Raw genomic sequence first — 13,349 nt, 5'->3', positions numbered from 1 at the left:
GAACAGCAATGGCATCATCTAATGTAATTATTGTGGGCGGAGGTCTCGCGGGATTGATGGCGGCGATCAAATCGGCTGAAGCCGGAGTCCATGTTCATTTATTTTCACTGGTTCCCGTTAAAAGATCCCACTCCGTATGTGCCCAGGGCGGTATCAACGGTGCTGTAAATACCAAGGGTGAGGGCGACTCCCCATGGGTACACTTTGACGATACCGTATATGGCGGTGACTTTTTGGCGAATCAGCCTCCAGTCAAAGCGATGTGTGAAGCGGCACCAGGCATCATTCACTTGATGGACCGGATGGGCGTAATGTTTAACCGGACACCGGAAGGTTTGCTTGATTTCCGTCGTTTCGGCGGAACGAAGCATCACCGTACAGCGTTTGCCGGTGCAACGACAGGACAACAATTGCTCTACGCGTTGGATGAGCAGGTGCGTCGCTGGGAAGCGGCCGGTCTCGTGACCAAGTATGAGAACTGGGAGTTCCTGCAGGCAGTTATTGATGACGAAGGCATCTGCCGCGGGATTGTAGCACAGGATCTGAAAACGATGAAGGTACAAACGTTCCCGGCAGAAGCAGTTATTCTGGCGAGCGGCGGCCCTGGCATTATTTTCGGTAAAACAACCAACTCGGTTATCAATACAGGTACTGCCGCAAGTGCGGTGTATCAGCAAGGTGTAAATTACGCGAACGGTGAGTTCATTCAGATTCACCCGACAGCCATTCCAGGCGATGACAAGCTGCGTCTGATGTCCGAATCGGCTCGTGGTGAAGGTGGACGGATCTGGACGTACAAAGACGGTAAACCTTGGTACTTCCTCGAAGAGAAGTATCCGTCATACGGTAACCTTGTTCCGCGTGATATCGCGACGCGCGAAATTTTCAGCGTCTGCGTGGATATGGGCCTCGGCGTGAACGGCGAGAACATGGTCTACCTTGACCTGTCACACAAAGATCCGAAGGAGCTGGATGTGAAGCTCGGCGGAATCATTGAGATCTATGAGAAGTTCATGGGTGATGACCCACGCAAAATCCCGATGAAAATCTTCCCGGCAGTGCATTATTCCATGGGCGGCATGTGGGTAGATTATAACCAAATGACCAACATTCCAGGACTGTTCGCAGCTGGTGAATGTGAATACCAATATCATGGTGCGAACCGTCTCGGTGCGAATTCCCTGGTATCGGCAATCTACGGTGGTATGGTGGCTGGACCGAAAGCGGTTGAATATATTAAAGGACTCAAAAAATCGTCCGCAGATATCAGTTCTTCTGTATTCGATGGTTATGCCAAGCGCCAAACTGATAAATACGAAGGCATCCTGAACATGCAGGGCAATGAAAATGCTTATGTCATTCACAAAGAGCTTGGCGAGTGGATGACGGCGAATATGACGGTGGTACGCTACAACGATAAGCTGGAAGCGACTATCGGCAAAATCAAGGAATTGAAAGAGCGTTACGGCAAAATCAACATGTACGATACTTCCGGTTGGAACAACCCGGGTGCAGCATTTACCCGCCAGCTGTGGAATATGCTTGAACTGGCAGAAGCGATGACGTTGGGCGCACTGCTGCGTAACGAAAGCCGTGGAGCGCACTACAAACCGGATTTCACCGAACGGAATGACGAGGAATTCCTGAAAACAACGATCGCAAGTTGGTCGAAGGAAGGTCCAAAAATTTCATACGAGCCTGTAGACGTTTCCCTGATCCCACCACGGATCCGGGACTACTCGAAGGATTAAGTAAAGCGAAATTTCGGTCTATTAATAAAGTTAATGACTTAGCAACTTAACGGAAAAGAAGTAGACACATAGAGGCAAAGCGTACGCGGAGCTTCTCAATGTTACTACTAACCAGAATGAATTATGGCTATTTTCAGTAAAGCGCCTTGCGATGCTTTAGAAACTAAATACTGCATCCAGTATGAATGGAGTGCAGTTTCCAGCAAAGTGACCCTGCTTGCACGACGTAGCGGAGGAAGCGGAAATGCCCAGAAGAAGCGAAGCGCTCGCCTTTATCACCGGATTTTAACCCTGGGAAGGGTTGATCAAAAAAATCCGGGGATAACAGCGATCAGAAGGGCATTCCGCTGCCGGAGCGCCACCCGTGCACCAAAAGAGTAACTTTGCGCATCAGCAACACCAATCATCGTCACTCAAAGGAGGGGACAACGATATGACGGACACAGCTACAGCAAAAAAAACCGTCAAGTTTATCATCACCCGTCAGGACAGCCCGGAGTCATCTTCGTACAACGAAGAGTTTGAGCTTCCGTACCGTCCCGGCATGAACGTTATTAGCGCCCTGATGGAGATCCAGCGGAACCCGGTTAATACAGAAGGCAAGTCCATTGCCCCTGTCTGCTGGGAATCGAACTGTCTCGAAGAAGTCTGTGGAGCATGCTCCATGGTCATCAACGGCAAACCGCGTCAAGCGTGTGCTGCCCTGATCGACAAGCTCGAACAGCCGGTTCGCATTGAACCGATGAAAACCTTCCCGGTGGTTCGTGACCTCGTCATCGACCGTACCCGGATGTTTAACGCCCTGAAACGGGTTAAAGCGTGGATTCCGATTGACGGTACCTATGACCTCGGTCCAGGTCCGCGGATGCCTGAGAAGAAACGTCAGTGGGCTTATGAGCTGTCCAAATGTATGACATGTGGTGTATGCCTCGAGGCTTGCCCGAACGTCAATGAAAAGACAGACTTTATCGGTCCGGCTGCTCTTTCTCAAGTACGTCTGTTCAATGCTCACCCAACAGGGGAGATGAACGCTGAAGACCGCTTGGAAGCACTTATGGAAGACGGAGGTATTGAGGGCTGTGGTAACTCGCAGAACTGCGTACGCTCTTGTCCAAAAGGGATTCCATTGACAACTTCCATTGCCGAAATGAACAAACAAACGACCAAACATATGTTTAAACGCTGGTTGGGCGTGTAATCTATTCATATCCATTGCAGAACATCCAATCTGCACCATTACAAGAAGTCGTGATCCTGGGCGCATGAAGCCTAAGATTACGGCTTCTTTTTCTGTACTCGCAAAGGATCCGGGCTAGTCACATAGAATATGGTATACTAAGGGGATGGATTTGGAGCGGAAGAAGGAGGGGGACGCATGGGAGAAACACCGCGTGAGGGCAGCAAGATCTCGCCGCCCCAGCGCTCACAGTATGGATCTGATTCGGAGAACCCCATTTTTCCCGGGGAGGAAAAGGATCATGATCCCTCCCGGCGAAGTTTTTTGCTGCGCATGATCTTCATGACGGCGAGTGCCAGTTTGCTCACAGGAGGATACGCCTGGTTATGGGAGCCTCGTCACCTGGAGATCAAGCATGTTGAATTGAAATTGCCCAAGTTTCCAAAAGCATTCGAGGGACTGCGTGTAATTCAGTTCAGTGATGCACATCTTGGATTCCATACGGGGCTGAAACAAATGGAGAAGCTGGCTGAAACGATACGGGAGCAGCAGCCTGATCTGATTTGTTTTACCGGAGATATGGTTGAACGGGAAGCAGAACCGATGCGTGAATGTATTCCTGCACTGGCTTCAATGCAAGCGAAGTATGGCAAATATGCCGTATTGGGGAACCATGATTACCGAGGCCATCAGCAGCATGAAGTGGAGCTGATGTTTAAAGAGGCCGGGTTCACGCTTCTTCGAAACAGCCATGTTCTGATTGAGCGAGGGGATTCACGTATTGCGATAGCAGGTTTGGATGACGCGCTTACGGGCAGACCTGATCCTGTTGCAGCCATGAAGGGATTGAGTAGAGAGGTCTGGAAACTGCTGCTTATGCATGAGCCCGATTATGCAGACATTGCAGCACCTTATGGTTTCGGACTACAGCTCTCTGGACACAGTCATGGCGGGCAGGTGCGTTTTCCCTGGATTGGGGCACTGACTACACCAAGAGGTTCACTAAAGTATATTCAAGGGTTATATTACGCAGGGGATAAGCATATGCCTGTCTATGTGAACCGTGGCTTTGGCATGACCCAACTGCCGATTCGCTTTTTGTGCAGGCCGGAATTGACTGTTTTTGAACTAAAGGGTTAACAACATAAAGAATATAGAGCATAAAGGGAGGTTAGCCAGATGGAACGAATTGCGATTGTATCCGATATTCATGGCAACATGACTGCTTGGGAAGCGGTATTAAAAGATATTCGAAGTCGCGGATTGAAGCGAATCTTTTGTCTTGGCGACCTCGTTGGCAAGGGGCCTGATCCGGTACAGGTTGTAGATCTGGTGAGAGAGACATGTGAGCACGTCATCCGTGGCAACTGGGATGAGTTGGTTGCGGTTAATCAGGACAACGAGAATTTTACTTGGCAAGCGAAGCGGCTGGGTAAGGAGCGATTGGCATATCTGGAGAGCTTGCCTTTTAGCCACCAATTAGAGCTGAGTGGTCGTACGATCCGCTTGGTGCATGCCTCTCCTCAAAGTGTATATCACCGTGTACAGCCGTGGGATGAGATCGAGAAAAGGTTAGCGATGTTCGAGCCTCCGGCAGATGAGCCTGAGTTCGGTGTGGCGGATGTCGTGGGATATGGGGATGTGCATAACGCATACTTGCAGTTTATGAATGGGAAAATGCTGTTCAATGCAGGCAGTGTGGGTAACCCGCTTGATTTTACCCAGGCTTCTTATTGTATCCTTGAAGGAGAGGACAGCAATGATCGGAATACCCCGTTCAATCTTCAATTTGTAAGGGTTCCTTATGATATTGAGCAGGAAGTAAAGGCTGCTCAGCAGGCTCAGGTGCCTTCGCTTGATTTCTATATCCGAGAGCTTCGTACAGGCGTTTATCGCGGGCTGCAAACGGATTAGTTAGGTCAGGAATAAACCGCTGTAATGAATTGGCATACTAATGTTCGGGCTACTGAGCGTAGTATTGTAGAGCATAGTGATGTTTCATCGTTTATCCATGTATTTTATTTGCGCCGGATCTACCTCAGAGCATGCTTGTCTTACCGGACTAGAACCCGTTAGGCAAAAGGAGCGATTGTCATGCTGACCCGAAAAATGCTGGGCCAAGGATTGCCTGCTTTATGGACAGAGCGCCTTGTTCTTCGATCATTACGTCAGAGTGATTACAGCACATTGTCGGAGCTGTTTTCCGACCCGCAGGTGATCCGTTATGTAAACAGGGGGAGTCAGCCCACACCAATCCGGGCTCGGCGATTATTGAATCAGATTCGCAGCAGCAGTGCCAAGCTGGATTCACTGCATTACGGCATCTGCTGGAAAGGCAGCGAACAGATCATCGGCATCACTTCATTCCAGCATTGGAACGAACAGAACGGTACCGCACAGATCGGATATATTCTGAACAGGTCCACCTGGGGTAAGGGAGTCGCGACTGAGGCCGTACAGCGTTTGCTGGAATTCGGTTTTGCCGAGCTTAATTTGTGCAAAGTGGAAGCCCGCTGTTACGAGGCAAATGTATCATCCGAACGGGTTCTTTGCAAAAGCGGTATGATTTATGAACGGACCCTGCCCTCGTTTGTTTTGAATCATGAGGATGGTGAGACGCCGGATACTCTGCTGGATGTTAAGGTGTATAGTCTGTATCGTGAACAGCATATCCGTTCTCATTGGGAAAATCGCCTGCAAACGTTGGTATCCGACAAGCACGAGTAACATAGAATAGAGCATATTGCATCAATCCAAAGAGCGCCTTTCAATCAGAAAAATATAGATCGAAATGTTTCTATTGCCGAATAAAATGAAACAGCAGAGGTTTGAAACGAACTTCAATCATTTGTTACACAATTGAAATATAGCTGCAATTGAACTCTAACAGACAGCGGGTAAACTTATCTCATGACCCCCTTTTTGATAATAGATTATGCTGTTGGAACCCGCGCTTAGCGGGTTCATTTTTTTTGTCTATATAAGTTTAACTATGGAATTTCTACACCAACACTCCGATGACAGAACTTATATAACATCTTTTTTTTATATTAGGATACAAAGAAAACCCCCCACAGCGTTTTTACGCCGTGAGGGCTATTTTGGTGCTCTATGTTTAAAACGGTACAACTTGCATTTGTTTCTGCTTGAAGTATACCCATTCAGTGAATCCAATCTCTTGCAGACGTGTACGAACGTCATCCAGTTCATCGGCAACACGCTGCGGTTTGTGGGCATCTGATCCGAAGGTCACCTTCACTCCGTAATGATGCGCACGCTCCAGAATGGCATCGGACGGGTACCAGCCACCACTAAGCTTGGTTTTACCCGACGTATTAATTTCAATAGCCACGTTCGATTCTGCAATGACCTGCAGCGTTTCATCAATGGCTTGATCTGCGATAATGTCCGAGAAAGGTGGGTAATTTCCTTTCATGGCATCAATATGTCCGAGAATCTGGAACATGCCGCTTCGGGCTGATTGCCGAATCAATGCATAGTAACTCTCTTTCACTTCAACCTTACGTGCAGCACTTAATCCGTTCCAGCGGGTTTTGTTGAATATGCTGACATCTTCCGTATGATGAACTGAACCAATAATATAATCAAAAGGATATTGCCCCAGTGTATTGCGATACAATTCGGCATGCACAGGGAAATAGTCGGATTCAATGCCAAGCAGCACATCAATTTTGCCCGCGTATTCTTCCTTCAGAGCCAGTACTTCTTCCACGTAATGACGCAATTCCGACTTGCCCATCGCGATCCGGGGAAATGCCTGCTCCTCGTCACTGCCGAAGTAAGGTGTATGATCCGAGATACCGATGACCTGAAGTCCAGACTGAATACCTGCCTCGATATAGTCGCGAATATTGCCGTCTGCATGACCACAACGAAAATGATGGGTGTGAAGATCAAATTTCATATGGAAATCCTTCCTTTCTCATGGCTCATTTATCATTCTGAACTGATGAACTGGGTCTCCGGCATGCCTTTGAGATCGCTCAGGAATTGCTGCATGGCCGAATTCACATAACGACTTGATTTGTAGATGACTCCGACAGGGTGACTGACCTCCAGTTCACTGAGTGGAATCATGCGCAGTGTGCCTTGCCGCAACTCATGGGCAACGGATTGTTTGGATATAACGGCTGCCCCGAGATTGATCTCAACCATCCGTTTCACTTCCTCGCTGCTTGACAACTCCATAACGATATTGGGCTCAATATTATGTTTTTTGAAAATGCCTTCCGTAAAGCGGCGCCCCACCGTATCCGGAGATAGCAAAATCAGAGGTGTGCTGCGCAGAACATCCACCGCGGCATGCTTTTGCTTCGCCAGTGGATGGAAAGGAGATACCACAAGCTCGAAAGTGTCATAATACAACACGGACGTATTCAGGTTAGGATTACGCTCCGTAAGATAACCGATACCGATATCGACCATACCATTCTCGACCTGGGTATAGATCTGTGAAGAAGGCAGGGATTGGATACTGGTCTTGATGAGTGGAAATTGATCCTGAAAGTAGGATAAGACCCGTGGCAAAATCTGAATGGCAATAGATGTGGTTGTACCGAGTCTGATATGTCCCTGAGGGGTCTCATCGAGATCCATCAGCTTCTGTTTCAGCTCTCCCACGATGTCCAGCATTCGTTCGGCATGTTGAAGAAATACCTGTCCTCGATCTGTGAGGGTGACCGGTTGGTTCCGATCGACAAGAACGGTGCTGAATTCATCCTCCAGGCTCTTGATCTGGGCCGAGACGGCGGGCTGGGTCAAATTTAGGAGTTCTCCGGCTTTGCGGAAACTCATCGTTTTCGAGATGGTAATCAGCGTCTCCAGTTGACTGATATTCATGTATGGCCTCCTTGCACGCAAAATGTCTTCTGTCTATCCATAGGTGGAATCCCGTAACTGGTCATTATTCCGTTCCTTAAATTATAGGTGATTCAGGACAGCAGGGCAATGAAGGGAACATCATGGATTTGGGGAGGTCCATTAGAACGAGAAATTAATTTTATTTCAAGAAATTAAATTTTTAACATTTTAAGAAACAGTAAAAAAGTCCTAAATGCCTTTTGCCATGCCTCTTCATGGCAATGGTTCTTGCAACAGATGCGAAAAGCCTCGATTTTTCGCTAGAATCAGCTATAAACATTTGCTCCGCGGATGACGATAAATTATAGTACACATGCCTTGCCGAATTCTTGGTGAATTCTTGTACGTGATAAAGTATAATAAATTTATTGAATATGGGACTTTTGGTGTGTGACCAATAACCCAGTGTAAGGGGGACAATAGACAGTGAAAGCGGAAGTGATTAATCCTTTCCTGGAATCCGCACGGAACGTATTCGAACAGCTCATCCAGGTTTCGCCTTCCACCGGGAGTCTTGGCGTGAAAAATGTGGAGTACATTGCAGACCATGTCTGGATCGTGATCGGAATGACTGGACAACTAAGCGGAAACATCGTGTTTGGAATACAAGAGTCGGTTGCATTGAAAATCGTTTCTGCCATGATGGGCGGCTTTGTCATTACTGAAATGGACGAAATGAGTAAAAGTGCTATTTCGGAACTTGGCAATATGATTAGCGGCAATGCAAGTACCATCCTGTCCAATCAGGGTGTCGTTGTTGATATTACACCTCCACAAGTGATGAATTCTGAATATCTGACTTCCTTTAGTGCAACGAAGGCATTGAGCATTCCTTTGATGATGGACGGAATCGGTGAGATGGATATTCAAGTGATGATCTCGTAGAATAGAACCATACGCCTCTAGGGGCAATATGTGTTCAATACGGGAGGACGTCGGGTATGCTAAAAGATCAGGTTGTTTTTATCACGGGTGCGTCGAGCGGAATTGGTGCGCTCTGTGCACAGATGCTGATAGAAGAAGGAGCCATCCCGATTCTGGCTGCCCGCTCGCGGGACAAGCTTGAAGAGATTGGTGCTTCGCTGAAAGGGCAGCATGAACTACTCACGTTAGACGTAACGAATAATGAGCAAGTTCAGATAGCCGTGGATGCGATGTTGCAGAAATACGGACGAATCGATATTTTGCTGAATAACGCTGGTTACGGAAAATTTGCGGCCATGACGGATATGTCTGTGCAGGAATTCGATGAGATGATGGACGTTAATTACATGGGCATTGTTCGCTGTACCAAGGCAGTGCTGCCGCAGATGTTACAACGAGGCAGAGGACAGATCGTGAATGTAGCTTCCATGGCTGGCAAGATCGGAACTGCAAAATCTGCTTCATATACGGCAACCAAACACGCCGTACTTGGCTTCAGCAATGCCCTGCGCCAGGAACTTCGCAAGACCGGAATCACGGTAACGACCATTAATCCCGGACCCATCGATACACCTTTCTTCCAACGGGCTGACCCCTCCGGTAACTATGTTAATAATGTACGCTGGATGATGCTGAAGCCGGAAGAGGTTGCAGGGCATATGATCCGGGCGATGAAGAAGCGCAAGGAAGAAGTGAATCTGCCCAGACTGGCTTCGGCTGGAGTGTGGCTGTATCAGCTATTTCCGCGTCTTGCTGACAGGCTGTCGCACGGTGTAATGAATCAGAAGTAAGATGCAACAATGGGCATCATATATCGGATAAGAGAAGGGCTCCGCCGAGGGGCTTTTCTTTTTTTTGTTAAATGTGAAAAACCGCCGCCTTGCTCTTCATCATTCAGAGCAAGGACGGCGGTTGGGGAGGATCTTGGCGGAGTGACCAACGGTTATGTGTTATGCCTCTTTCAGCAGTCCGTTAGAAAATGCTATCGGGAACGTAGTATATTTTCTGCCCGTTCGCTTTATTGCCTGGATCGGTAACGATGGTGAAGTATACGTTCCCGTTCTTGGTCTGTACGCCCTCAATTTCATGTTTCCCGACATTTGTTATTTTCACAAGGGATTGGTAAGCACCTGAACTTGAAATCTTGGCAATCTGAGGAGTTTCCCCTTCTCCCCCGCCTGATGTAAATATTTGCGTTTTGCCCAGCAGGTCTACTCCCTGAAACGATCCGTTGGGTCTGATAATGCCACTGCCCGACTGCGTGAAGCTGGAAACAGCGGCCTTCACCGCAGCTGCGCTGTCCATTCGAACCTGCTTGTTATTATCCAGAAGTTTGTTTAAAGCGACCGTGTCATAAATGGACCAGGTGACGGTGGTTTTGTCCTTCGTTTGTACGCGAAAAACGGTATAATTGCTATTGCCGCCTCCGTCCACACGCCGGGTTTCACCCAATTTCGAACCGGTTTTGTTGGCGTAATTCATATACGTGAACCGATGTAGATCGGTATAATCCACGGTTTTGCCTGCCGCGTATTGCAGTCTGGCTACCTGTAGTGACCAAAATTCAGGTTCCGAAGGATCGGCTTTTGAACTAAAATAAAAATAATTGGACCCATTGTACGTATACATATCCAGCGTTTGGCAATGACCGCTGTTCGTGATGGTCATTTTATCCACGTATACAGCGTCGCTGCCCTTTATGAGTAATCTGGAGAGGTGACATGTCCCGTCCACACGTTGCGTAACGTACACGTATTTATCCGCGATGTATGCCTTTTGCACAACACGGTCATGCTTGAGTCCTTTGAGATGGTATGCCAGTTTTGCCGAGGCGTTTACGGTTTTTCCCGGAGATGCGGCCATTGCAGGCAGAACAGACAAGCCAAATAACAGTAGTGCAAGAACAAAAGATGTTGTTATTTTCCATTTTCTTTTCTTTAAGCTCAAGGATCGATTCTTAAACATAGGTATACCTCCTTTAGAAAGATAATATGACTTTAAATATAAGCACCTCTAAAAACTATATCAAATAAATAATACTATATTTTCCAATTTAAAGAATCATTCTAAAACAAAAATTTCTGTCCCTGAATAAGATTTGGTCCACAGGCTTTTTTCGCATATAATGAAAGGTAATGTGATGACAGGCTTCGGTTTTATTAGTACAAGCATGGATATATATGTTCAACTAAGCATTTACACGATAACGGAGAGGACAGAAATAATCTGAAGAAGCGAAGCTACTTCGAAAGCATACACTTCGCCTAAAAGCTTTCTAAAAGAAAGCAACATCGGAAGCATACGCTATCCCCGGATCTCCCCTTTTCAAAAAAGGATTCATTCAAAAAAATCTGGGGATAACAGCGATCGGAAGGTTGTTCTGTCATTGGAGTGTTAGTGTAAATATTGTTTAGTTGAATGTATATAGCGTCATAACGAATAAATTTAAAGGATGGACATACATGACGAATCAAACATTTGCTTCAATTGGCGTAGAACAGGATCTTGAGGCTGTACTCGCCAGACATGGCATCAACGAACCTTCACCGGTACAGGCACAGACGATCCCGGTTATTTTGGAAGGTCGCGATGTGGTTTCGAAATCTCAGACGGGAACAGGCAAGACGCTCGCTTATCTGCTGCCACTGCTGCAATCCATTAAAAGTGACGTAAAAGGGACACAGAAGCTCATCATAGCTCCTACTCAAGAGCTGGCGATGCAGATTGTCCGCGAGGCACAGCGCTATGGAGAAGAACGCAAAATTGGCGTTCTGGGGTTAATTGGCGGCGCAGCTGTAAAACGTCAGATCGAGAAGCTGCGTGAACACCCGGAACTGGTCGTGGGTACACCAGGACGACTGAAGGAATTGATCACGCTGAAAAAGCTGAAAATGCACAACGTCTCCACGATCGTTATTGACGAGGCAGATCAGGTATTTCAGCTCGGCGGGGTAAGTGATGTGGACTTCGTATTGCGCAGTGCCCTGCGCGACCGTCAGCTCATTTTCCTGTCAGCGACGATCGATGAACATACTGCAGGACTTGCGAAGCGGGAGATGAAAGAGCCGGTACAGATCGGAATCGAACCGGACCGGTCAACTGCGGCGGGACTGGAGCATTTTTATTTTGTGGAAGAAAATCGCAACAAAATTGATATGCTTCGCCGTCTAGTTAGACAGTATAACCCGGATCGCGCCATCGTCTTTGTGAATGCTACCGAGGATATTGGCGAGGTTGAAGCGAAAATGAATCACCTTGGATTCTCCGCAGCTGCACTGTATGGAGATGCCGACAAGGTGACCCGCAGCAACGTGCTATCCGCTTTCCGTAACGGGAAACTGCAGCTGCTGATCGCGAGCGAGGTTGCAGCCAGAGGGCTGGATATTGAAGGTTTACCGATGGTCATTAACTATGACCCTGCATTTGATTCGGAACACTATGTTCACCGTGCAGGAAGAACAGGTCGTATGGGTCGCAGCGGTATCGTGTTGTCGATCGTGGACGAAACGCAAATTTTCATTATGCGCAAGTTTGCGCGGGAACTTGGAATCGAATTGCCGGAACGTGTATTGTTTGGGGGGAAAGTGCTGGAGGCTGATCCGCGTCCGGATACGCGGCCTGAAGGACATTCTTTCTCCAGAAAACCAGGACAATCCCGGGATCGTAAACCTGGTCAGGCCAGCCGCAATGGCGGCGCCAGAACGGCTGCTTCGAATCAACGTCCGGGGGGCGGCAAGCCAGCTGGCAATACAGGCAGAACAGAACGGGACCAGGATCGCAAGAACAAGGGCGCTCCCAAATGGAGCAAAGGTAAAGAGCCACGCTCTGAAGAATAAAACCTGACGAAAGAGGTGCAGGGATAGATGGATAACGTTCAACCACCCGTACTGAAAATCAACGGGCTAAGCGGAGGATACAGTGCCAAGCGGCCAGTCCTCCACGGCATCGATCTGGAAGTTGGACGCGGAGAAATGGTCGGACTGATCGGATTAAACGGTGCTGGAAAAAGTACTACAATGAAGCATATTTTAGGATTGATGACCCCTCAGCAGGGAGAAGTGCGAGTCATGGGCAAGAAGCGTGACGAAGACCCACAGGTATATCAATCCGCCATGGCCTTTGTACCGGAATCACCTGAACTGTACGACGAGATGACGGTCATGGAGCATCTGGAGTTTACGGCCAGAGCCTATGGTGTTTCTGAGGCTGATTTCAAAAAGCGTACGGAGAAACTGCTGGACTTGTTCCGCATGAATGAGAAAAGTACAAGTCTGTCGACCCACCTGTCCAAAGGGATGCGGCAAAAGGTCATGATCATGTGTGCTTTTGTGGCAGGTCCGCCACTCTATATCATTGATGAGCCTTTCCTGGGACTTGACCCCCTCGGAATCCGCTCTTTGCTTGATTTTATGCTTGAAATGAAGGCTTCGGGATCATCCATTCTGCTCAGTTCACATATTCTGTCCACCATTGAAAATTACTGTGACCGTTTTATTGTCCTGCACCGAGGACAGGTCATTGCTCAAGGGACGCTGAATGAGCTGCGTACTCAATTCGGGGAATCGGATGCCACGTTGGAGCATATGTTCTATTCCCTTGTACAAGGCAGGGATTAA

12 protein-coding genes are annotated in these 13,349 nt (G+C 47.9%); 9 read left to right on the top strand and 3 right to left on the bottom strand.

Translation table 11 applies throughout. The features are described 5' to 3' along the window. The first annotated feature begins 8 nt into the window (after nt 1-8). The 5 genes from sdhA to BMY78_RS27620 all read left to right on the top strand — a co-directional run bounded on the left by sdhA (nt 9) and on the right by BMY78_RS27620 (nt 5,655). Nucleotides 9-1,751, top strand: a complete 1,743-nt coding sequence (gene sdhA / locus BMY78_RS27640; RefSeq protein ID WP_090904495.1) for a succinate dehydrogenase flavoprotein subunit — start codon at nt 9-11, stop codon at nt 1,749-1,751. A gap of 433 nt (nt 1,752-2,184) precedes the next feature. Next, a complete protein-coding gene (gene sdhB, locus BMY78_RS27635; protein WP_053783217.1) occupies nt 2,185-2,949 on the top strand; it encodes a succinate dehydrogenase iron-sulfur subunit in 765 nt (254 codons plus the stop codon). Between the two features lie 177 nt (nt 2,950-3,126). Continuing rightward, entirely contained in the window at nt 3,127-4,068 is a 942-nt protein-coding gene (locus BMY78_RS27630; protein WP_090904494.1) for a metallophosphoesterase, read from the top strand. Between the two features lie 39 nt (nt 4,069-4,107). After that, nucleotides 4,108-4,842, top strand: coding sequence for a metallophosphoesterase family protein (locus BMY78_RS27625; protein WP_090904493.1), 735 nt, complete (start codon nt 4,108-4,110; stop codon nt 4,840-4,842). Nucleotides 4,843-5,022: 180 nt separating this feature from the next. Further along, nucleotides 5,023-5,655 carry a GNAT family N-acetyltransferase gene (locus BMY78_RS27620; protein ID WP_090904492.1) on the top strand — a complete coding sequence of 211 codons (633 nt, stop codon included), beginning with the start codon at nt 5,023-5,025 and terminating at the stop codon, nt 5,653-5,655. A gap of 388 nt (nt 5,656-6,043) precedes the next feature. Here BMY78_RS27620 and BMY78_RS27615 read toward each other — a convergent pair whose 3' ends face one another. Next, nucleotides 6,044-6,853: a histidinol-phosphatase gene (locus tag BMY78_RS27615; RefSeq protein WP_090904491.1), complete on the bottom strand. Its 810-nt coding sequence runs from the start codon at nt 6,851-6,853 to the stop codon at nt 6,044-6,046. 32 nt (nt 6,854-6,885) lie between these two features. Further along, entirely contained in the window at nt 6,886-7,788 is a 903-nt protein-coding gene (locus BMY78_RS27610) for a LysR family transcriptional regulator (protein ID WP_053783212.1), read from the bottom strand. A gap of 447 nt (nt 7,789-8,235) precedes the next feature. On the opposite strand from BMY78_RS27610, the gene BMY78_RS27605 reads away from it, so the two are divergent. After that, entirely contained in the window at nt 8,236-8,694 is a 459-nt protein-coding gene (locus BMY78_RS27605) for a chemotaxis protein CheX (protein WP_090904490.1), read from the top strand. A 56-nt stretch (nt 8,695-8,750) separates the two neighbouring features. Continuing rightward, nucleotides 8,751-9,524, top strand: a complete 774-nt coding sequence (locus BMY78_RS27600; protein ID WP_090904489.1) for an SDR family NAD(P)-dependent oxidoreductase — start codon at nt 8,751-8,753, stop codon at nt 9,522-9,524. 181 nt (nt 9,525-9,705) lie between these two features. Here the strand turns inward: BMY78_RS27600 and BMY78_RS27595 are convergent, their stop codons facing one another. Next, nucleotides 9,706-10,698: a helveticin J family class III bacteriocin gene (locus BMY78_RS27595; protein ID WP_090904488.1), complete on the bottom strand. Its 993-nt coding sequence runs from the start codon at nt 10,696-10,698 to the stop codon at nt 9,706-9,708. Nucleotides 10,699-11,195: 497 nt separating this feature from the next. Between BMY78_RS27595 and BMY78_RS27590 the strand changes: the two genes are divergently transcribed. Together BMY78_RS27590 and BMY78_RS27585 are read left to right on the top strand one after the other, a co-directional pair. Further along, complete coding sequence (locus BMY78_RS27590; protein ID WP_090904487.1) at nt 11,196-12,569, top strand: DEAD/DEAH box helicase; 1,374 nt, start codon at nt 11,196-11,198, stop codon at nt 12,567-12,569. A 27-nt stretch (nt 12,570-12,596) separates the two neighbouring features. Beyond that, the gene (locus BMY78_RS27585; protein ID WP_072735467.1) at nt 12,597-13,349 is read left to right on the top strand and encodes an ABC transporter ATP-binding protein; all 753 of its coding nucleotides are present in this window, start codon (nt 12,597-12,599) and stop codon (nt 13,347-13,349) included.

Origin of the sequence: Paenibacillus sp. OK076 (genome assembly GCF_900110055.1) — a bacterium.
Classification (GTDB): domain Bacteria; phylum Bacillota; class Bacilli; order Paenibacillales; family Paenibacillaceae; genus Paenibacillus.
This window is presented reverse-complemented; position numbering and strand designations above follow the sequence as displayed.